The organism is Kineococcus gypseus, from assembly GCF_050871305.1.
GTDB classification, from domain to species: domain Bacteria; phylum Actinomycetota; class Actinomycetes; order Actinomycetales; family Kineococcaceae; genus Kineococcus; species Kineococcus gypseus.
In genome coordinates, this window is record NZ_JBJLRD010000021.1 from 1 (window position 1) to 19,903 (window position 19,903).

A 19,903-nucleotide genomic window follows, 5' to 3' on the forward strand; every position below is an offset into this window, starting at 1 on the left:
GGCCCCGCCCCCGGCGGGGCGGGGCCGCGGCGCTCAGAGGTCGCGCAGGCGCGGGACGACCCGCTCGCCGACGCGGGCGACCCAGCCGGGCAGGTCCCCGCCGCCGTAGGGGCTGACCCACACCTGCGAGATCCCCATCCGCGCGTACGCCTCCATCGCGCTCAGGAACGCGTCCGGGTCGGCCAGCGGGTCGGTGCCGGTGATGACGGTGCGCTCCACCTGCGCGGGGTCGCGGCCGACGTCGGCGCAGTGCCGGTCGAGCACCTGCAGCTTGCGGGCCAGCACGTCCGGACCGGCGTCGTAGAGGTTGCACGCCTGCGCGTGCTCGGCGACCAGCCGCAGCGTCTTCTTCTCCCCCGAGCCGCCGATGAGCACCGGCGGCCCGCCGGCCCGCAGGGGCCGGGGACGGCACAGCGTCTCGGCGAGGCGGTAGTGCTTCCCCTCGAACGCCCCGTCGTCCTCGCTCCACATCTGCCGGCACACCGCCAGCGCCTCCTCCAGGCGCTCGAAGCGCTCGGCCAGCGGCGGGAACGGCACGCCCAGGCCCGCGTGCTCGCGCTCGTACCAGGCCGCGCCGATGCCCAGCAGCGCGCGCCCGCCGGAGAGCACGTCGAGGGTGGCGACGGTCTTGGCGAGCAGGCCGGGGTGGCGGTACGTGACGCCGGTGACCAGCAGCCCCAGCTGCAGGTGCTCGGTCTGCCCGGCCAGGAACCCCAGGGCGGTGTAGCCCTCGAGCATGGGGTCCGTGGCCGGCGCCATCGCCTCCATCTGGAAGAAGTGGTCCATGAGGGTCAGGGTGCGGAAACCCGCCCCGTCGGCGGTGCGGGCGGTGGCCGCCAGGCCGGCGGCGATGCGGTCGTCACCGCCGAAGGGGGTGAAGTCGGCGACGTGCAGGGCGATGTCCACGGTCGGGCTCCTCGGGTGGGTGGGTCGGCTCAGCGGTGCACGGTGCTCATGTCGGGGTAGCGCTCCCCGGCGGTGGCGCCGACCGGCAGGACGGACTCCAGCCGCGCCAGCTCCTCGGCCGTGAGCTGCACGTGGACGGCGGCGAGGTTCTCCGCGAGGTAGCTGCGCCGCTTGGTGCCGGGGATGGGCACGACGTCCTCGCCCTGCGCCAGCAGCCAGGCCAGCGCCACCTGCCCGGCGGTGACGCCCTTCGCGTCGGCCAGGGCGCGGACCTCGTCGACCAGGGCGAGGTTGCGCTGGAAGTTCTCGCCCTGGAAGCGCGGGTTGCTGCGGCGGAAGTCGTCCGGCGCCAGGTCCTCGACGCTGCGCAGGGCGCCGGAGAGGAACCCGCGGCCCAGCGGGGAGTAGGGCACGAACCCGATGCCCAGCTCGCGCACGGTCGTCAGGACGCCGTCCTCCTCCACGTCGCGCGTCCACAGCGACCACTCGGTCTGCACGGCGGTGACGGGGTGCACGGCGTGGGCGCGGCGGATGGTGGCCGGCGCGGCCTCGCTGATGCCCAGGCGGCGCACCTTGCCCGCGGCGACGAGCTCGGACATCGCCCCCCAGGTCTCCTCCACCGGCACGGTGGTGTCCACGCGGTGCTGGTAGTACAGGTCGATCACGTCCACGCCCAGGCGCTGCAGGCTGGCGTCGCACGCCGAGCGCACGTACTCGGGGCGGCCGTTGACGCGCCGGCCGCCGTCGGGCAGGAACTCGTTGCCGAACTTCGTCGCCAGGACGACCTCGTCGCGCCGGGAGGCGATCGCGCGGCCGACCAGCTCCTCGTTGGTGAAGGGCCCGTACATGTCGGCGGTGTCGAGGAGCGTGACACCGGCGTCGAGGGCGGCGCCGATGGTGGCCAGGGACTCGGCCTCGTCACCGGTGCCGTAGAAGGCGCTCATGCCCATGCAGCCCAGGCCGAGGGCGGAGACGGTCAGCTCGGTGCCGTTGGCGGCGCTGCCGAGCGTGCGGGTGGGGACGTCCGTCGCGGGAGCCATGCCCCGAGCCTGCTGCTTCGAGCGCGCTCTAAGTCAAGCGGGGGCGCCGGCCCGCGCGGCCGCCGCGCCGGGGAGCACCTGCCGCTCGTAGCCCTCGATCTTCGCGGTGATCGCCCCGAGGTGCTCGGTGACCTCCGCGAGCTGGGCCAGCACCCGCTCGCGGTGCGCGCGCAGCAGCGCCAGCCGGGCGGCCTCGGTGCCCTCGCCCGCGCGCACCAGCTCGGCGTACTCGCGCACCTCGCGCACCGGCATCCCCGTGGCGCGCAGCCGCTGGACCATGACGATCCAGGTCAGGTCGCGCTCGTCGTAGCGGCGCCGCCCCGCCGGGGTGCGCGCCGGGGTGCCCACGAGGAGCCCCTCCGTCTCGTAGTAGCGCAGCGCGTGCGTGCTCAGGCCGAGGCGCTGGGCGGCCTCGGCGATCGACATGTCCGCGGTGCCGCGCTCCTCGGTGGTCGTCACGGGGCCAGTGTGCCCCGCCGCGCCCCAGCGGGCGCCAGCGGTGGCAGGAGCGTCCCGGCGGGGGTAGGACGGGTCCGGCAGCGTCGGCGGGGCGTCGGCGTCGGACGCGTGCGGAGGAGGACCCCAGGTGGCGATCGCGACGATCAACCCGGCGACGGGCGAGACGGTGCGGGAGTTCGAACCGCTGGGCGAGCAGGAGCTGGAGGACCGGATCGCGCGGGCCTCGGCGGCCTTCGCCTCCTACCGCCTGACGGACGTGCAGCAGCGGGTGGGCTGGCTGCGCGCGGCCGCCGACGTGCTGGACGCCGACGCCGACGACGTCGCCGCCCTGATGACGCTGGAGATGGGCAAGACGCTGGCCGCCGCGAAGGCCGAGGTCGCCAAGTGCGCCGGCGCGCTGCGCTACTACGCCGAGCAGGGACCTGGCTTCCTCGAACCCCGCCCGGCCGACGCCGCCGCGGTGGGCGCGCAGGACGCGTACGTGACGTACCAGCCCCTCGGCGTGGTGCTGGCGGTCATGCCGTGGAACTTCCCGCTGTGGCAGGCGATGCGCTTCGCGGCCCCGGCGCTGATGGCCGGCAACGTCGGGCTGCTCAAGCACGCCAGCAACGTGCCGCAGACCGCCCTGTACATGGAGGAGCTGTTCCGCGAGGCCGGTTTCCCCGACGACGTGTTCCAGACGCTGCTCATCGGCTCGGGCACCATCGAGCGGGTCCTGCGCGACGACCGGGTGGCGGCGGCCACCCTCACCGGCAGCGCCCCCGCCGGGCAATCGGTGGCCTCCATCGCCGGCGACGCCCTCAAGCCCACCGTGCTCGAGCTCGGCGGCAGCGACCCGTTCGTCGTGATGCCGTCGGCGGACCTGGAGACCGCCGCGGGGGTGGCGGTCACCGCGCGGTGCCAGAACAACGGGCAGAGCTGCATCGCCGCCAAGCGGTTCTTCGTGCACGCCGACGTGGCCGAGGAGTTCACCCGCCTGTTCGCCGAGAAGCTGTCCGCGCAGCGGGTCGGTGACCCGATGGACGAGGACACGCGGATCGGCCCGCTGGCCACCGAGTCGGGGCGCTCCGACGTCGAGGAGTACGTGCGCGACGCCGTGGACAAAGGCGCCACCGTCGTCGTCGGCGGCGAGCGCCCGGACGGGCCCGGCTGGTACTACCCGCCCACGCTGCTCACCGGCATCACCGCCGAGATGCGCGTGTACGACGAGGAGGTGTTCGGCCCCGTCGCCGCGCTGTTCACCGTCTCCAGCCTCGAGGAGGCGATCGACATCGCCAACAGCCACCCCTACGGGCTGGGCTCGAACATCTGGACCGAGGACGAGGACGAGCGCGCGCGGTTCATCCGCGACGTGCAGTCCGGCATGGTGTTCGTCAACGGGATGACCACCAGCTACCCGCAGCTGCCGTTCGGCGGGGTCAAGCAGAGCGGGTACGGCCGCGAGCTGACCGACCTGGGCATGCACGAGTTCATGAACGCCAAGACCGTGTGGGTGGGCCCGCCCAGCAGCGAGCAGCACCAGGGCGACACCTCCACCGCCTCGGAGTGAGCGCGACCCGCGCGGGTCAGCCGGGCACGTCGAGCCGGGCGAGCAGGAACGCCTGGTCGTCGCTCTCGGCGCCGCGCGGGCGTCGCACCACGCGCGCCCGCTCGTGCAGCCCGGCGCGCCGCAGGTGCCGGGCGACCTCGTCGGGCGTGAACAGGTGCCGCTCCAGCCGCACCTCGCGGCCGTAGCGGCGGTACGCCGCCGACACGTCGCGGGTGCCGCGGCCGGACTGGAAGCCGACGAGGACGTGCCCGCCCGGGCGCAGCACCCGGGCGGCCTCGGAGAACACCCGCGCCTGCCCGGCCGGGGGCGTGTGGATCGTGGAGTACCACAGCAGCACCCCGGCGAAGCGGCCCGCGGGGAACGGCAGGTCGGTCAGCGAGCCCACGGTGAAGCGCAGGTCGGGGTGCGCGCTCCGCGCTTCGGCGACCATCCCGGGCGAGAGGTCCACGCCCTCGACGGTGCAGCCGCGGTCGGCCAGGTGGCGGCCGATGCGGCCCGCGCCGCACCCGGCGTCCAGGACCTCCGGGTCGCCGCCAGCCGTCACCGCCTCCACGAACGCGTCCAGGGCGGCGAGGTCGAGGGGGGCCTCGGCGCGCGTGTCCGGCAGGTGGGTGGCGTACAGCCCGGCCACGTCGTCGTAGGCCGCGCGCACCGCCGCGGCGCCGGACCGGTCCACCGGCTCGTCCACGGGGTCGTCCGGGGGCGCCACCGGCCCATCGTGGCACGGGCGGGCGCGGGCGGGCCGACGACGGGCGCCGCGGGCCCGGCACCGGCAGGCTGGGCGGGCGGGCGAGCGGCGCCCGGCGGGGAGGAGAGCTCGTGAGGTACCGGGACGACGCCAGCCTGGACCCCGGCGGCGTGCAGGACCGCCGCCGCGGGGGCGGGGGGCGGGCGGTGGCCGTGGGCGGCGGCGGGCTCGGCCTCGTCGGCGTGCTCGTGCTCGTGCTGATCCAGGCCCTCGGCGGCGGGGGTGGTGCGACGACCGACCCGGGCGCGGGCGGGTACGGCGGGTACGGCGGCTACGGGCCCGTGCTGGACGGGCTCGGGGAGGGGCAGAGCACGGGCCTGGGCGAGCTGGGCGCCTCCTGCCGCACGGGGGCCGACGCCAACGCCAGCGCCGAGTGCGCGGTCGTCGCCGACGTCGAGTCGATCCAGGACTACTGGGGCGGCCTGCTGGGCGAGCGGTACGTGCCCGCCGAGACGGTGTTCTTCGCCGGCTCGACCCCGACCGCCTGCGGCACCGGCACCTCGGGCACGGGGCCGTTCTACTGCCCCGGCGACCAGCTCGTGTACATCGACCTGTCGTTCTTCGACGAGCTGCGCTCGCGGTTCGGCGCCGAGGGTGGCACCTTCGTCGACGCCTACGTGCTCGCCCACGAGTACGGCCACCACGTGCAGAACCTGCTGGGCACCTCCGACGCCGTGCCGGCCGGTGCCAGCGGGCCCGAGAGCGCCAGCGTGCGCCTGGAGCTGCAGGCGGACTGCTTCGCGGGCGCGTGGGCGAACCACGCGACGACCGTGCCCGACGACTCCGGCGCACCGCTGATCGCGGAGATCACCGCCGACGACGTCGAGCGGGCGCTGGACGCCGCCGGGCGCATCGGCGACGACTTCATCCAGACGAACCTCGGCGACGGCACCACCGACCCGAGCACGTACACGCACGGCACCTCCGAGCAGCGGCGGCTGTGGTTCAGCACCGGCTACGAGAGCGGGGACCCCGCGCGGTGCGACACGTTCGCGGCGGCCGACCTGGGGTGACGGGCGGGTACTGCGAATCGGTGGGCAGCCGCGCGTGGTGGTGGCGCGTCAGGCGTTGAGGTGGTCGGCGAAGGCGGACAGGTCGTCGTCCTCGTCGACCGGCCACGCCTCCAGGCCGGGCGCCGCCAGGACGGCGTCGACCAGCTCGGCCGGGCCGCCGAGCAGGGTGGAGTCGAAGTCGACCTCGCTGGCCAGGCACCAGGAGCGGTCGGCCGGCCCGCCCCCGCAAGCGGGAGGTACCCCCGCAGGTTCGGCGACTGCGGCAGGAACCAGTCGTCGGTGACCTGGTGGCCCACGGCCAGCGCGGAGCGCAGCGGGCCCGTGAACAGCAGGTGCTCGCGCCCGGGCAGCGACAGGCGCGGAAGACCCAGCGCCTCCTCGAGCACGTCGGGCGGCGCGGCCGGCACCGGTGCCGGCGCGTGCGGGCCGGGACCGTCGTGGAAGAAGACGACCAGGGTGCTGGTGCCGGTGAGCCAGCCCCAGCCCTCCCACAGCGCGTGGTGGCACGCCTGCTGCCCGTCGGGGTCGGTCGTCCAGGACGCCAGCACGTCCAGCGGCGGACCCAGCGCCTGCGGCGCCAGGCTGCCGCGCTCGACCTGGACGTCGTCCCAGCGACCCTCTCGGGAGACGGGCAGGTCGACTCCCGGTGCGGGCGTGGTGACGGCCTCCCACTGCATCGCGGCGTGCGCGGTGCGGCCGGTGCGCCGGCAGACCCCGGCCCAGGTGGTCGGCCCGTCGTGCGGCGCGGGGTCCACCGGGTGCAGGACGCGGGCGTACGCGGTGAACCCGCGCGGCACGGTGCGGCACACCGCGCCGAACCCCCCGCGCAGGCGGGGCGCGATCCAGTCCCCGACCGAGGGGTCGGGCACGGCGCGCAGGCCCTCCATGCTCACCCGCTCATGGTGCCGCCTCACGGTGCCGTCCGCGGTGCTCAGCGGGGTCGGCCGTCCTGGGGACCCACCGCTCGGCCCGGTCGCAGTCACGGGACCAGCACCCCGGCGCACCCGCCCCTGCGTCCCGGGCGGGAGGGCCCGGGAGGGTGTTCCGCGCGACGCGGGCGCAGGAGGCGATCGGCCCGCCGGTGCGGGTTCGCGCGCGGCGTCAGGCGCCCGCACGCACGGCGTGGCGCACGAGGACCGCGCCGCCGCCGAACCGCCGCTGCTCCAGCAGTTCCAGCCGGGCCCGCACGCCGCGGGGCAGGGCGGGTCTGCCGCCGCCGACGAGCACGGGGTGCAGGAGGATCACGCACTCGTCGACCAGGCCGTGCCGGAACGCCTCCGCCCCCAGGGTCGCGCCACCGACGCTCAGGTCCGTGCTGGACGTCTCCTTGAGCCGCCGCACCGCCTCCGGCTCGAAGCGCCGCTCGATCCTCGTGCGCGCCGTCGACACCTCCTGCAGCGACGAGGAGTAGACGACCTTGTCGGCTGCGCGCCAGACCTGCGCGTACTCGCGCACGACGGGCGGTTCACCCGCCAGCCAGTCGTCGTCCTCCCAGACGCGCATGACCTCGTACATGCGCCGGCCGTAGAGCGAGGTGCCGATCCCCCGCTCGTGCTCGTTCCAGAACGCGTGCACCTCCTCGCTCGGCTCGGCCCAGTCGAAGGAGCCGTCCTCGTCCTCGACGTAGCCGTCGAGGGAGGTGTTGGCCGCGTAGACCAGCTTGCCCATGAGTGCCTCCGTGGGGTGGGGACCCCAGCCTCCCCCGCCGGGGCGCCACGGGCGAGCAACGCGGCCACGCCCGGCGCCCGCGGCAGGCGGGTCCCGGGGATCGTCACGACCCCGGAGGGGCCGTGGACGCCGGGTGGCGTCCGCCGCCCGGGGGCGTCAGGTGGTGCCCCGCTGCGCACGCCGCAGGTCGTGGACGAGCCCCTCGCGGCCCTGCCCGTCGACGTGGTGGCGCCACATCGGCGTTCCGGGGGCGCTGCGCCACGACTCGCTCAGCGGGCTGTTGTCGACCGCGTCGAAGCCGAGGTCGTCGTACAGGCGGGTCACGACCTCCACGGCGTCCGGGGAGTCGCTGGAGACGACCAGCGCCTTCCGGTCGGGTGCGCCGGCCGGCCTGGCCAGCCGAAGCAGGGCCGGCAGCGCGTCGCTCGGCACGCGGATCGGGTGGCGCTCGTGGAACTGGACGTGCGTGAACGCCTTCACGACCTTCGACGCGGGCAGCTGCTCCTGGCGCAGCTCGTGGATCGTCTTCCGTCCCGCGTCGACGTCGGGGATGTTCCCGTCGCGCCACGGCATGTAGTTGTTGTTGTCGATGACGACCTTCCCCGCGAGCTCCTCGACCGGCAGCCGGGCGCCGGGTGCGTAGGGGAACGCGAGGACCACGACGTCGCCCAGGGCTGCGGCCTGCTCGGCGCGCGCCGCGCGCGCCCGTGGGCCCAGCTCCGCGACCAGGTCCCGGAGCGTCTCGGGCCCGCGGGAGTTCGCGAGGACGACGTCGTAGCCGGCCGCGACCGCCGCCCGGGCGAGGGTGCTGCCCGCCTGCCCGGCGCCGATGATGCCGAGGGTCGTCACGCTGCTGCTCCCGACCTCGTGGGGGACGTCCGGCGTCCTGCGCGCACGGGTCGGCCCCGCCGGCCCAGGCACGTCAGCAGTGCGGCGCCGGCGATCGCCGCGGTGCCCCCCACCACCAACGGGGCGCTGGCCGCGACCTCGTCGACGAGCAGCCCGCCGACGATGCCACCGACGGCGATGCCGACGTTGCAGGTGGTCACGATGAGCCCGCCGATCTGCTCCAGGCGGGCCGGCTCGGCCCGGGCGCCCCAGGTCAGCACCGCCGTGGGCACCCCCCCGAACCCGAAGCCCCACAGCGCACCGGCGGCGAACAGGGCGAGGAGGGAGCCGCCGACGAGGTGCACCAGGAGCATGCCCGCGCCCAGCACGACGGGGAAGAGGAGCAGGCCGACGCGGAGCGAGCGGTCGACCAGGGGGCCGCTCACCGCGGTGCCCACGAGGTTGGCGACGCCGAACACCAGCAGCAGGGCGGCGAGCCCGCCGACGCCGGTGGTGGACAGGCTCTCCACGGCGGGCCGGACGTAGGTGAAGCCGCTGAAGTGACCGCCGAAGACCAGCAGGACGGCCAGCAGACCGAGCAGGACGGCACCGGAGCGCAGCGTCGCACCGAGCGCCCGCACCCCGCTGGTCACCGCCGGGGTGATCCGCGGCAGGGTCGCCGCCTGCACGAGCAGGGCGAGGGCGGCCAGGCCGGCGCCGAGCAGGAACACGCCGCGCCAGCCCCAGACCTCCCCGAGCCAGGAGCCGAGCGGGACGGCGGCGACGGTGGCGAGCGCGACGCCGGAGTTGATGACGGTGAGCGCGCGCCCGAGGTGGTCGGCCGGCACGAGGTGCGCGGCCATCGCGGTGGCCATGGCCCAGAAGCCGCCGAGGGCGAGGCCCAGGAGGAGGCGGGCGGCCAGGAGCACGGCGAGGTTCGGCGCCAGGGCGACGAGCAGGTTCGAGGCGACGGCGAGGACCGTCAGGCCGATCATCACGTGGCGTCGATCCGCGCGGGGCAGGACCACGGCGATGAGCAGGGCGGACAGCGCCGCGGCGACGGCGGTCACGGTGACGCTCTGGCCCGCCGCGCCCGTCGAGACCCCCAGGTCGTCGGCGATGCGCGGCAGCAGGCTCGCGGGCAGGAACTCCGACACGACGATGGCGAAGATGCCCAGGCCCAGGGAGACGACGCCGGCCCACGACGCCGTCCCGGGCGGGACGGACCCGGCGCTCGAGGTGCTCGCGGTGGTGCTCACCAGGGGAGCACCCCGGCCTCGTCCGAGAGGGTGCCGGTCGGGCCGTCCGGCCCCAGGGTCGCCATGCGCACGACGACCCGCGCGCTCTCCTGCGGCGATCGCCCGATCCCGAAGGCGGCGGTCATGTCGGTGGCCGTGGTGCCCGGCTCGACGGCGTTGAACCTGATGCCGGGCTCGGCCTTGGCGTACTGCAGCGTCAGCATGGTGGCCGCCGCCTTCGACGCCGAGTACAGCGCCAGCGGCAGGCCGGACTCGGGCCGCTCGGGGTTGGTCACCGCCCAGAACGACCCGGCGCTGCTGGAGACGGTGACGACGTTCGCGTTCGCGGACCGGCGCAGCAGGGGCAGCGCCGCCTGCGTCACCCGCACGATCCCCACGGCGTTCGTGTCGAAGGAGCGCAGCGCGGCGGGCCCGTCGAGCCCGGTCTCCAGCACACCCGCGTTGTGCACGAGCACGTCGAGGCGGCCCTCGTCCGCGTCGATCCGCGCCAGGGCGCGGGTCACCGACGCCTCGTCGGTGACGTCGAGCTGGACCGCCCGCGCGCCCAGCTCCGCGGCGGCCCGCTCCCCGCGGCCGGTGTCGCGCGCACCCAGGTACACGACGTGCCCCAGCTCCACGAGCTGCCTGGCGGTCTCGAGACCGATGCCCTTGTTGGCACCGGTGATCAGTGCGGTGGTCATGTGCTCCCTCTCGGAGGATCCGGCCCGGTCGGGCCGTCGGAGAACGTAGGCGCGGGCGCTCGCCGCACCCAGAGCCCTGAGCAGCCGGGGGTGCGGCAGGACCCCCGCTGCGCGCGCCCCGTGGACCTACGCTGGTCGCGTGAGCGAGACGACCAACGCCCTGGGGGCCTTCCTGCGCGCCCGGCGCGAGCTGGTGACGCCCCAGCAGGCGGGCATCCCCGCCCCGGGGGTGCGTCGGACGCCGGGGCTGCGCCGCGAGGAGGTCGCGATGCTCGCCGGCATCAGCGCGGACTACTACCTGCGCCTGGAGCGCGGGCGCGACCGCCACCCCTCCCTGCAGGTGCTCGAGGCGATCGCCCGCGTGCTGCAGCTCGACGACGACCACTTCAGGCACCTGCTGACGCTGGTCGCGGAGGTGCCCGGGCGGGGACGGCGCCGGACGCGGAAGCAGGCGCCCCCGGCGGGCGCGCTGAAGCTGCTGGACTCCCTCCAGCAGCCCGCGTTCATCGAGGACCGGTACTTCGACGTCCTCGCGGCGAACCCCCTGGCCACGGCGCTCTCGCCCAGCCTCGTCGCCGGGGGCAACCAGCTGCGGGACCTGTTCCTCGACCCGGCCGAGCAGGCGCTGCACCTGGAGTGGGAGAACGTCACCGAGTGCTTCGTGGCGAACCTGCGGCAGGCCGTGGGCACCGACGTCGACGACCCCCGCTTCATCGAGCTCACCGGCGAGCTGTCGCTGGGGAGCCCCCGCTTCCGCCAGCTCTGGGCCCGCCACGAGGTGCGCGGCCAGCGGGGCACCCCGATCCGCTTCGACCACCCCCAGGTCGGGGAGATGACCCTCAACCGCGAACGGCTCGCCATCAACGGCACCGACGACCAGGTGCTGGTCGTCTTCCACCCCGACGCCGGCTCCAGCGACGCGGACCGACTGGCCCTGCTGGCCTCCGCCGCGCTGCCCGCGTCGAGCACCGGGCGCGGGAGCCTCGAGCGCACGTGACCAGCGGCCAGCAGCGCCCGCCCCAGCCCGCGGCCGCGGTGCTCGGCCTCCACCTCGATGTCGTGGAGGAAGGCGCGGTCGGGGGTGCCGCGCGGGTGGCGCGACCCGATCCAGACCCGGCCGACCACCGCGCCGGACGGCGTGGCGTCGTCCGCGGCGCCCAGGACGCCCTGCAGCAGCAGCGCGCCCCGGGTGCCCAGGCCCCCCGCCGGGCGGACCGGCGCCGCTACCGCAGCCGGCGCGCCAGCAGCACCTCGCTGACCGTGCCCGACAGGTCGAAGGCGGCCAGCCCCGCCGCGCGGCCCGGCGGCACCGCCCCGCGCAGCCCGGCCACCGCGGTGACGGCCCCGTTGAGCGCGTCGGCCGCGGCCATCGCCAGCACCCAGCCGCGCACCGGGCGCCGGCGCACCAGGGCGGTGGCCGTCCCGGCCCCGAGCACCAGCTCCCGCGCGGCCACCGCGAGCGCCAGGCGGCGCGCGCCGGTGGAGGCGGGCCGGCCCCACGCGCGGGCCGGGGCGTCGGGGCGGACCAGGAACCACCCCGCGAAGGCCAGGCGCAGCGCCGCCTCGCCGGCCACGGCCGCGCGCAGGGCCCCGCCCGGCCCCACGACCCCGCCCGGCTCCACGGCGGTGCTCACAGCCCGTACGTCTCGAGCAGGCGCAGCCACACCTCGCTGATCGTGGGGTAGCTGGGCACCGCGTGCCACAGGCGCTCCAGCGGCACCTCCCCCACCACGGCGACCGTCGCCGAGTGCAGCAGCTCGGCGACGCCCTGGCCGACGAACGTGGCGCCCACGACGACGCGGCGGCGCTCGTCGACGACGAGGCGGGCGCGGCCGGTGTAGCCGTCGGCGACGAGCGAGGCGCCGGCGACGCCCGCGAGGTCGTAGTCGACGACGCGCACGTCCAGGCCCTCGCGGCGGGCGCGCTCGGAGGTGCGGCCCACCGAGGCGACCTCGGGGTCGGTGAACGTCACCTGCGGGGTGGCCACGGCCGTGGCGGTGGCCGCGTACCGCGACCAGGCGGGCGCGGTGCCGCTCAGCTCCCCGCGGGCGCGCGCGGCGATCGCGTCACCCACGGCGCGCGCCTCGTACTTGCCCTGGTGGGTCAGCTGCACCCGCCCGGAGACGTCGCCCACCGCGTGCAGCCACAGCCCCTCGACGCCGGCGACCAGGCCGGAGTCGTCCACGTCCAGGTGCGCGCCGTCCTGCAGCCCGACGCTCTCCAGACCCAGGCCCTCGGTGGCCGGGCGGCGGCCGGTGGCCACCAGCAGCTCGTCGGCCACCACGGTGGAGCCGTCCTCCAGCACGACGGTGACCTCGCCGCCGCCCTCGGGGCGCACCTCGCGCGAGACGGAGGCCGGGGAGGCGCCCAGGCGCACGTCCACGCCCTCGGCGCGCAGCGCGTCGGCGACCAGCTCGCCGGCGAAGTCCTCCTCCTTGGCCAGCAGCCGCGAGCGCACCAGCAGCGTCACCGTCGAGCCCAGCCGCGCGTAGGCCTGCGACATCTCCGCGGCCACGGTGCCGCCGCCGACCACGACGAGGCGGCCGGGCACGTCGTCGGCGCTGGTGGACTCCCGGCTCGTCCACGGGTTCGCCGCGGCCAGGCCGGGCACGTCCGGCAGCACCGGCACCGAGCCGGTGGCCAGCACCACCGCGTGCCGCGCGCTCAGCGCGGTGGTGGTGCCGTCGGAGCCGGCGACCTCCAGGCGCCGCGGACCGGTCAGGCGCGCGCGCCCGCGCAGCAGGTGCAGCCCGGCGGAGCCCATCCACTCCACCTGCGAGGAGTCGTCCCAGTCGTGGGTGAACGTCGTGCGCCGCCGCAGCACCGCGGCCGCGTCCAGGCCGCCGGTGACGGCGGCCGCCGCGCCCGGCAGGCGGCGCGCCGCGGCCAGCGCGTGCCCGGGCAGCAGCAGGGCCTTGCTGGGCATGCAGGCCCAGTAGGAGCACTCCCCGCCGACCAGCTCGTCCTCGACGACCACGACCTCCAGGCCGGTGCGGCTCGCGCGGTCGGCGACGTTCTCGCCCACCGCGCCCGCACCGACGACCACGACGTCCGTCTCCTGCTCGCGTGTGCTCACGCCCCGGACGGTACGCACGCGGTGGCGCGCGCACCACGGGGGCGTGTGGTGAGATCGATCGGTGAGCAGGGCCACGCGGATCGACTTCAACGCCTCCCCGCGCCCCACGCTGGGCGTGGAGTGGGAGGTGGTGCTCGTCGACCGCCGCACCCGGGACCTGTCCTCCTCGGCCGCGGAGGTGATGGCGGCGCTGGAGCTGCCGGACGACCCCGCCGGCCCGCGCGTCACCAAGGAGCTGCTGCGCAACACCGTCGAGGTCGTCACCGGCGTGTGCGACACCGTCGCCCAGGCCGCCGAGCAGCTGTCCACCTCGCTGGGCGCGATCCGCCGGGTCACCGACGCCCTGGGCCTGGAGGTGGTGTGCGCGGGCACCCACCCGTTCGGGGTCTTCGACAACCAGCTGGTCTCCGACGACCCGCGCTACGCCGAGCTGCTCGAGCGCACCCAGTGGTGGGGCCGGCAGCTGCTCATCTGGGGCGTGCACGTGCACGTCGGCGTCGACTCCGTGCACAAGGTCCTGCCGATCCTCAACACGCTGCTGAACCACTACCCGCACCTGCAGGCGCTGTCGGCGTCCTCGCCGTACTGGGCCGGCACGGACACCGGGTTCGCCAGCAACCGCTCGCAGATGTTCCAGCAGCTGCCCACCGCCGGGCTGCCGTTCCAGTTCGGGGAGTGGGGCGAGTTCGAGGGCTACGTCGACGACATGCTCGTCACCGGCGTGATCGACGGCCTGTCGGACGTGCGCTGGGACATCCGCCCCTCCCCGAAGCTGGGCACCATCGAGGTGCGCGTGTGCGACGGCACCCCGACCCTGCGCGAGCTGCGGGCGCTGACCGCGCTCGTGCACTGCCTCGTGGTGCACCTGGACGGCGAGCTGGAGGCCGGGCGCGAGCTGCCCACGATGCCGCCGTGGCACGTGCAGGAGAACAAGTGGCGCTCGGCGCGCTACGGGCTGGACGCGGAGATCATCGTGGACGCCGCCGGGCGCGAGCGCCTGGTCACCGACGACCTCGACGACTGGCTCACGCGGCTGGAGCCGGTGGCGAAGAGGTTGCACTGCGAGGACGAGCTGCGGCTGGTGCCGGGGATCCCGGCGCTCGGCGCCAGCTACCAGCGCCAGCGCGCGGTGTTCGAGGCGGCGAGCGCGGCCGGTTCGGCGCACCCGCTGGTGGACGTCGTGGACTCCCTGGTCGCGGAGATGCGCGAGGGCTGAAACCCGGGGTTCCGGGGTTCCGGGGTTCCGGGGTTCCGGTTTCCGGGGTTCCGGTTCCCGGGCTCAGGAGCGCAGCGCCTCCTGGACGTCCGTGCACGGCAGGCCGTGCGCCTCCGCGACCTCGGCGCTGGTCAGCCGGCCGGCGTGCGCGGACAGGCCGTGGGCCAGGGCGGGGTCGCCGGCCAGCGCGGCGCGCCAGCCGCGGTCGGCGATGCGCAGCACGTACGGCAGCGTCGCGCCGGTCAGCGCGTAGGTGGAGGTGCGCGGCACCGCGCCGGGCATGTTCGCCACGCAGTAGAACAGCGAGCCGTGCACCGCGAAGACCGGGTCGTCGTGCGTGGTGGGGCGCGTGGACTCGAAGCAGCCGCCCTGGTCGACGGCGATGTCCACCAGCACCGAACCGGGCCGCATCTGCGCCACCAGCTCGTCGGTGACCAGCTTCGGCGCCCGGGCCCCGGGCACCAGCACCGCCCCGATCACCAGGTCGGCCTCGCGCACCGCGCGCGCCAGCTCGAAGGCGTTGGACGTCACGGTGCGCACCCGGCCCCCGAACCGCGCGTCGACCTCGCGCAGCGTGGGGATCGACAGGTCCAGCACCGTCACCTGCGCGCCCATCCCCAGGGCGGTGCGGGCGGCGTTCTGCCCGGCCACGCCCGCACCGATCACGACGACGTCCGCGCCGGGCACCCCGGGCACCCCGCCCATCAGCACCCCGCGCCCGCCGGTCGAGGCGCCCGCGCTCATGAGGTGGTGGGCGCCGACCTGCGGCGCCAGGCGTCCGGCGACCTCGCTCATGGGCGCCAGCAGCGGCAGCGAGCGGTCCGGCAGCTGCACCGTCTCGTAGGCGATCGCGGTGGTGCGCGAGGCCAGCAGCGCGTCGGTGCACTCCCGCGAGGCCGCCAGGTGCAGGTACGTGAAGAGCACCTGCCCCTCGCGCAGCCGGTGGTGCTCGGCGGGCACCGGCTCCTTGACCTTCAGCACCAGCTCCGCCGCGCCCCACACCTCGTCCGCGTCGGCGACGAGCTTCGCGCCGGCCGCCTCGAACTCCGCGTCCGGCAGGGAGCTGCCCAGCCCCGCGCCCGCCTCGACGAGCACCTCGTGGCCGTGGGCGACCAGCTCGTGCACGCCCGCGGGCGTCAGCGCCACGCGCTGCTCGCGGTTCTTCAGCTCGCGGGGGACGCCGATGCGCACGGGGACCTCCAGGTCTCGGTGGGGCGGTGCTGCGGACCCCTCCAGCGTGAAGATGCCGCGCCCGCGTGGCAACGGATCCGAAGGAGCTTCGCTACGGTGGGCCGGTGGCGACGACTCCTTCGGCCGAGGGGCGGGGACCGGCGGGTGCGCCGAAGAAGGTTCGGCCGCCCGTGGACGCGGTGGACCGCGCGATCCTGCACGTGCTGGCCGAGGACGCGCGCACCACCAACGCCGCCCTGGCCCAGCGCGTGGGCATCGCGCCGTCCACCTGCCTGCTGCGGGTGCGCGCGCTGCGCGAGTCCGGCGTCATCCGCGGCTTCCACGCCGACGTCGACCCCGACGCCCTCGGCCTGCACCTGCAGGCGATGATCGCCGTCAAGCTCGCCGCGCACGCGCGCGGCAGCATGGGGCCCTTCGTCGCCCGGCTGCGCCGCCAGCCCGAGGTGCTCGACGTGTACTTCGTCGCCGGCGCGAACGACTACCTGCTGCACGTGGCCGTGGCCAGCACCACCGCCCTGCGCGACTTCGTCGCCGAGCACCTCAACCGCGACGAGGACGTCGCCCTGACCGAGACCAGCCTGATCTTCGAGCACACCCGCGCCGCCGGGCGCTCCTGACGCGCCCGCGCCGCTGCGGGTGCGGGCGGGCGCCCACGTGCCTAGCGTCGGGGCATGAGCCAGCAGAACGACGAACCGGACCTCGGCGTCATCCAGCCGGAGATCGCCGCGCCCCGCGACCGGCAGGAGCACGGCAAGGTGCCGGCCCGGCCCAGCGACGACGAGCTGGAGATGCGCGTGGAGCACGAGCGGCGCGAGGCCGGCCTGGTCGAGGAGCGCGAGGAGGTCCCGCCCGCCACGGACTGAGCGGCCGCCCGGGCCGTCCCCGGGCCGCCCCCGGCGCGCCCGGGGGGGTCCGCTCAGGCGCCCGCGACGCCGTGCCCGTCGCGCCCGTCCTCCGGCTCGGGCTCGACGAGCGGCAGGTGCAGGTGCGCCATGCTCGCCGGGCGCGGCGCGGCCGGCACGTACAGCGGGTCCAGCCGCCCGTCGGCCACGGCCGCCGTGGAGTCGGTGACGCCCAGGCGCCGGCGCACCCGGCCGTAGAAGTCCGGCGTGCGCAGGCGCACCAGCTGCACCTTCCACGGGCGCGCGTGCACCGCCACCCAGTCCCCCGGGTCCAGCACCGCGCGGATCTGCCCGTCCACCGACATCGCCACGCGGCCGCTGCGCTCGAGCACGCGAACCGAGATCACCTCGTCGGCGGCCACGACGAACGTGCGGTCGAAGACCATGTGGGGCGCCACGGGGGTGAACACCAGCACCTGCGCGCGCGGGGAGACCACCGGGCCGCCGGCGGCGAAGGAGTACGCCGTCGAGCCCGTCGGGGTGGAGACCACCACCGCGTCCGCGGAGTACGAGGCGAACAGCCGGTGCCCCACGTACACCCCCAGGCTGGCCTGGCGGTCGCGGCTGAGCTTCTCGAAGACGACGTCGTTCAGCGCGGTCAGGTCCACCTCCACGCCCCAGCCGACCGCGTCGGGGTCGCCGTCGTGCACCTCCGGCGGCGGCAGCGTCGGGCCCCTGCCGTAGCGCAGCAGCGACTCCAGCTCGCCGGGGATGCGCAGCGGACGGCTCGCCCGCGCCGTCACCGTCAGGCGCTCCTCCAGCACCGCCTCCCCCGCCTCGAACAGCGCCAGGGCCTCCAGCAGGTGCTCGGGGCGCACCTCGGTGAGGAAGCCGACGCGGCCCACGTCCACGCCCAGCACCGGCACGTCGGCCACCTGCGCCACCGCCACCCCGCGCAGGAACGTGCCGTCGCCGCCGACGGTGACCACCAGGTCCATCGGCTCGGCCTCGTCCACCTGCGCGCGCACCGACTCGCGCGCGCCGTCGCCGGACCACACGTCGAACTCGGCGACCTGCGTGCCGCGCTCGGCGGCCCAGCGGCGCAGCCGGGCGGCGGTGTCGCGGGCCTCCTCCTTGCCGCCGTGCACGACCAGGCCGATGCTGCGCAGCGTCACAGGGTCCCCCGGGTCTCGTCGGACGCGCTCCACGGGCATCCTCGGCGCTGCCGGGCCGCCGCGCGAACCAGCGCGCCACCGCCGCTGCGCGGACCAGCGCGCCACCGCCGCTACGCGGACCAGCGCGCCACCACGGGCAGCACCACCGTCATCACCAGCGCGTTGAGCACCATCGCCGCGCTGGACCAGCCGCCGGCGACGTGGGAGTGGCCCAGGGCCCGCGCGGTGCCGATGCCGTGCGAGACGACGCCGAGGGCGAAGCCGCGGGCGCGGCCGTCGTGCACCCGCACGCGGTCCAGCAGCCACGGGCCCGCGGTGGCGCCGAGCAGGCCGGAGACGAGGGTGAGCACGACGACCAGGCCGGTGTCCGCCCCGACCGCGCCGCCGATCGTCAGCGCCACGGGGGTGGTCACCGAGCGCGGCAGCGCGGTGCGCAGCAGCTCCGCGGGCACGCCGAACGCGCGCAGCGAGACGACGGTGACCGCCACGCTGACGGCACCGGTGACCAGCAGGGTCACGAGCACGGCCAGGCGGTCCGCGAGCAGGGCCCGCCCGGCGCGCAGCAGGGGCAGGGCCAGGGCGACGGTGGCCGGGCCCAGCAGGAGGGTGAGCACGGAGACGGACGCGAGGTACTCGGCGTAGCCGACGCCGAGCACCTCCAGCACGAGCGCGACGGCGACCACCGCCACGAGCACGGGCGCCAGCAGGGCCGGGCGGCCCAGCCGGCGGTGCAGCGCGTCGGCGCCGAGGTGGGCGGCCAGGGTCAGCGCCAGCCCGAAGCCGGGCGCGTGCGCCACGGCGCCCACGGCGCCCACGGCGCCCGCGACGGCCCCGGCGCTCACGGCCGCACCACCGCGCCGCGCCGGCGCAGCAGCGCCTGCAGCAGCACGCCGGCCACCACCAGGCCGGCGGCGAAGGAGCCCACCACGGCCAGGGCCAGCGGGGCGGCGTGCTCGGCGACCGCGGACAGCTGCGTCACCGCCCCCACGCCCGGGGGCACGAAGAGCAGCTGCAGGTGCCGCAGCAGCGGGTCCGCGGCCGGCTGGGCGCGCGCGACCAGGCCGCGGTGGCGCGCGCCGACGGCCAGCAGCACCACCAGGCCCACGACGGTGCCCGGCACGGGCAGGCCGGTCAGCTCCACGAGCAGCGTGCCGAGCAGCTGCAGGCCCAGCAGCAGCGCGAGCACGGCGAGCACGGCCGGCACGTGCCGGCCCCAGCCGAGGTGCGGGTGGGCGGGCTGCTCGTCCGGTGCGCTCACCGGCCCAGCGTGCCAGCGCCGCGGCCCGGGCCCGCGGGCGGCTCAGGACGCCCAGGCCGGGCGCGGGCCGGTGCCCAGGCGGTGGCGGGCGGCCTCCTCCGAGGGGCTGTACGGGCCCAGGACCGCCCGCAGCGCCCGCAGCAGCGCGCGGGTGCGCGCCAGGCGCGCCCGCTGGGCCGCACCGCGCGCGCCGCGGCCGGGCACCCGCGCCAGCGGCGCGACCACCGGCGGCAGCAGCAGCTCCCCCGCACCGGCCAGGGCGCCGTACACGCGCCGCTCGGCCCGCCCCAGGCCCGGCGGGGCGGCCAGGAAGCGCAGCAGGTCGGCGGGCACCGGCTCCAGCTGCGGGGCGAACGCGGTCAGCGCCTCGCCCAGCTCCGCCTCGCTGCCGGGCAGGTCCTGCGCCCCCAGCGCGCGGGCCGTGCGCGCCCACTCGCGCACGTACTCGTCGGCCCAGCGCCGCCCGAAGCGCGGGGCGAGGTCGGCGCCCAGCTCGCGCTGAGCGGCCAGGAAGGCGTCGGTGAAGACCAGGTGCACCCAGCGCAGCAGCTGCGGGTCGCCGGCGGAGTAGGCGCGCCCGTCGGCGGTGGTGCCGCGCACCCGCCGGTGCATCCCGCGCACCCGTGCCGACTCCCGCTCGGCCAGGCGCTCGGAGCCGAAGGTGCACACCGTCAGCCAGCGCGCGGTGCCGGCCAGGCGCGCCCACGGGTCCTGCCGGTACGTGGAGTGCCCCTGCACCCCGGCCAGCGCCAGCGGGTGCGCGCCCTGCCCCAGCAGCGCCACGACACCGCCGACGAGGGTGGACAGGTCCCCGTGCACGCGCCAGACGACCCCGTCGGGCTCGAACCAGCCGGGCCCCTCGCCGACCAGGGCGATGTCGCGCACCCACGGCGGCGCGCCGGTGGGGTCGCCGGAGACGCGGGTGCGGAAGCCGCGCCGGGCGCGCTCGGGCAGGCCGGTCAGGGACGGCGGCAGCAGCAGCAGCACACGCGCAG

Annotated in this window: 22 protein-coding genes and 1 pseudogene; 6 read left to right on the plus strand and 17 right to left on the minus strand. The window is 76.4% G+C overall.

Annotation, left to right across the window (positions count from 1 at the left end; translation table 11 throughout):
* Positions 1-33: 33 nt before the first annotated feature.
* The 3 genes from ACRYMN_RS09935 to ACRYMN_RS09945 are packed head-to-tail and all read right to left on the minus strand — an operon-like array spanning position 34 to position 2,372.
* The gene (locus tag ACRYMN_RS09935) at positions 34-906 is read right to left on the minus strand and encodes an LLM class F420-dependent oxidoreductase (RefSeq protein WP_432494503.1); all 873 of its coding nucleotides are present in this window, start codon (positions 904-906) and stop codon (positions 34-36) included.
* A gap of 29 nt (positions 907-935) precedes the next feature.
* Positions 936-1,946: an aldo/keto reductase gene (locus ACRYMN_RS09940; RefSeq protein WP_432494505.1), complete on the minus strand. Its 1,011-nt coding sequence runs from the start codon at positions 1,944-1,946 to the stop codon at positions 936-938.
* Positions 1,947-1,979: 33 nt separating this feature from the next.
* The gene (locus ACRYMN_RS09945) at positions 1,980-2,372 is read right to left on the minus strand and encodes a MerR family transcriptional regulator (RefSeq protein WP_432494627.1); all 393 of its coding nucleotides are present in this window, start codon (positions 2,370-2,372) and stop codon (positions 1,980-1,982) included.
* A gap of 160 nt (positions 2,373-2,532) precedes the next feature.
* Here ACRYMN_RS09945 and ACRYMN_RS09950 point away from each other — a divergent pair, with 160 nt between their 5' ends.
* Complete coding sequence (locus tag ACRYMN_RS09950; protein WP_432494507.1) at positions 2,533-3,954, plus strand: NADP-dependent succinic semialdehyde dehydrogenase; 1,422 nt, start codon at positions 2,533-2,535, stop codon at positions 3,952-3,954.
* A gap of 16 nt (positions 3,955-3,970) precedes the next feature.
* Here the strand turns inward: ACRYMN_RS09950 and ACRYMN_RS09955 are convergent, their stop codons facing one another.
* Positions 3,971-4,663 carry a class I SAM-dependent DNA methyltransferase gene (locus ACRYMN_RS09955; RefSeq protein ID WP_432494509.1) on the minus strand — a complete coding sequence of 231 codons (693 nt, stop codon included), beginning with the start codon at positions 4,661-4,663 and terminating at the stop codon, positions 3,971-3,973.
* A 110-nt stretch (positions 4,664-4,773) separates the two neighbouring features.
* On the opposite strand from ACRYMN_RS09955, the gene ypfJ reads away from it, so the two are divergent.
* A complete protein-coding gene (gene ypfJ / locus ACRYMN_RS09960; RefSeq protein WP_432494511.1) occupies positions 4,774-5,715 on the plus strand; it encodes a KPN_02809 family neutral zinc metallopeptidase in 942 nt (313 codons plus the stop codon).
* Here the strand turns inward: ypfJ and ACRYMN_RS09965 are convergent.
* From ACRYMN_RS09965 to ACRYMN_RS09985, 5 genes are all read right to left on the minus strand, one after another.
* On the minus strand, positions 5,658-6,608 hold the full coding sequence (locus ACRYMN_RS09965; protein WP_432494513.1) for a hypothetical protein: 951 nt from the start codon (positions 6,606-6,608) through the stop codon (positions 5,658-5,660). The two genes, ypfJ and ACRYMN_RS09965, sit on opposite strands and share 58 nt — an antisense overlap.
* Before the next feature lie 208 nt (positions 6,609-6,816).
* Complete coding sequence (locus ACRYMN_RS09970; RefSeq protein ID WP_432494515.1) at positions 6,817-7,383, minus strand: dihydrofolate reductase family protein; 567 nt, start codon at positions 7,381-7,383, stop codon at positions 6,817-6,819.
* 156 nt (positions 7,384-7,539) lie between these two features.
* Positions 7,540-8,232, minus strand: a complete 693-nt coding sequence (locus ACRYMN_RS09975) for an NADPH-dependent F420 reductase (RefSeq protein ID WP_432494517.1) — start codon at positions 8,230-8,232, stop codon at positions 7,540-7,542.
* The gene (locus tag ACRYMN_RS09980; RefSeq protein WP_432494519.1) at positions 8,229-9,470 is read right to left on the minus strand and encodes an MFS transporter; all 1,242 of its coding nucleotides are present in this window, start codon (positions 9,468-9,470) and stop codon (positions 8,229-8,231) included. The genes ACRYMN_RS09975 and ACRYMN_RS09980 overlap by 4 nt, the downstream gene beginning before the upstream one ends.
* Positions 9,467-10,150, minus strand: coding sequence for an SDR family NAD(P)-dependent oxidoreductase (locus ACRYMN_RS09985; protein WP_432494521.1), 684 nt, complete (start codon positions 10,148-10,150; stop codon positions 9,467-9,469). The genes ACRYMN_RS09980 and ACRYMN_RS09985 overlap by 4 nt, the downstream gene beginning before the upstream one ends.
* 139 nt (positions 10,151-10,289) lie before the next feature.
* Between ACRYMN_RS09985 and ACRYMN_RS09990 the strand changes: the two genes are divergently transcribed.
* Positions 10,290-11,147 (plus strand): helix-turn-helix domain-containing protein, encoded by an 858-nt coding sequence (locus ACRYMN_RS09990; protein WP_432494523.1) that lies wholly within the window; start codon positions 10,290-10,292, stop codon positions 11,145-11,147.
* Positions 11,148-11,161: 14 nt separating this feature from the next.
* Here the strand turns inward: ACRYMN_RS09990 and ACRYMN_RS20875 are convergent.
* From ACRYMN_RS20875 to ACRYMN_RS10005, 3 genes and pseudogenes are all read right to left on the minus strand, one after another.
* Positions 11,162-11,347, minus strand: a pseudogene (locus ACRYMN_RS20875) (GNAT family N-acetyltransferase); the annotation flags it as partial.
* 26 nt (positions 11,348-11,373) lie between these two features.
* Entirely contained in the window at positions 11,374-11,784 is a 411-nt protein-coding gene (locus ACRYMN_RS10000; protein WP_432494525.1) for a hypothetical protein, read from the minus strand.
* Positions 11,781-13,226: a dihydrolipoyl dehydrogenase family protein gene (locus tag ACRYMN_RS10005; RefSeq protein ID WP_432494527.1), complete on the minus strand. Its 1,446-nt coding sequence runs from the start codon at positions 13,224-13,226 to the stop codon at positions 11,781-11,783. The genes ACRYMN_RS10000 and ACRYMN_RS10005 overlap by 4 nt, the downstream gene beginning before the upstream one ends.
* Before the next feature lie 61 nt (positions 13,227-13,287).
* Here ACRYMN_RS10005 and ACRYMN_RS10010 point away from each other — a divergent pair, with 61 nt between their 5' ends.
* The gene (locus ACRYMN_RS10010; RefSeq protein ID WP_432494529.1) at positions 13,288-14,442 is read left to right on the plus strand and encodes a glutamate--cysteine ligase; all 1,155 of its coding nucleotides are present in this window, start codon (positions 13,288-13,290) and stop codon (positions 14,440-14,442) included.
* A 63-nt stretch (positions 14,443-14,505) separates the two neighbouring features.
* Here the strand turns inward: ACRYMN_RS10010 and ald are convergent, their stop codons facing one another.
* Positions 14,506-15,633: an alanine dehydrogenase gene (gene ald, locus ACRYMN_RS10015; protein ID WP_432494531.1), complete on the minus strand. Its 1,128-nt coding sequence runs from the start codon at positions 15,631-15,633 to the stop codon at positions 14,506-14,508.
* Positions 15,634-15,737: 104 nt separating this feature from the next.
* Between ald and ACRYMN_RS10020 the strand changes: the two genes are divergently transcribed.
* Both ACRYMN_RS10020 and ACRYMN_RS10025 read left to right on the plus strand, forming a co-directional pair.
* Positions 15,738-16,250: an Lrp/AsnC family transcriptional regulator gene (locus ACRYMN_RS10020; RefSeq protein ID WP_432494533.1), complete on the plus strand. Its 513-nt coding sequence runs from the start codon at positions 15,738-15,740 to the stop codon at positions 16,248-16,250.
* Between the two features lie 54 nt (positions 16,251-16,304).
* Positions 16,305-16,496, plus strand: coding sequence for a hypothetical protein (locus ACRYMN_RS10025; RefSeq protein WP_432494535.1), 192 nt, complete (start codon positions 16,305-16,307; stop codon positions 16,494-16,496).
* Positions 16,497-16,549: 53 nt separating this feature from the next.
* Here ACRYMN_RS10025 and ACRYMN_RS10030 read toward each other — a convergent pair whose 3' ends face one another.
* The 4 genes from ACRYMN_RS10030 to ACRYMN_RS10045 form a co-directional block, all read right to left on the minus strand.
* Positions 16,550-17,650 (minus strand): NAD(+)/NADH kinase, encoded by a 1,101-nt coding sequence (locus ACRYMN_RS10030; RefSeq protein ID WP_432494537.1) that lies wholly within the window; start codon positions 17,648-17,650, stop codon positions 16,550-16,552.
* A gap of 110 nt (positions 17,651-17,760) precedes the next feature.
* Positions 17,761-18,492: an LrgB family protein gene (locus ACRYMN_RS10035; RefSeq protein WP_432494540.1), complete on the minus strand. Its 732-nt coding sequence runs from the start codon at positions 18,490-18,492 to the stop codon at positions 17,761-17,763.
* Positions 18,489-18,908: a CidA/LrgA family protein gene (locus ACRYMN_RS10040; protein ID WP_432494541.1), complete on the minus strand. Its 420-nt coding sequence runs from the start codon at positions 18,906-18,908 to the stop codon at positions 18,489-18,491. The genes ACRYMN_RS10035 and ACRYMN_RS10040 overlap by 4 nt, the downstream gene beginning before the upstream one ends.
* 42 nt (positions 18,909-18,950) lie before the next feature.
* Positions 18,951-19,895: an oxygenase MpaB family protein gene (locus ACRYMN_RS10045; RefSeq protein WP_432494543.1), complete on the minus strand. Its 945-nt coding sequence runs from the start codon at positions 19,893-19,895 to the stop codon at positions 18,951-18,953.
* Positions 19,896-19,903: the final 8 nt, after the last annotated feature.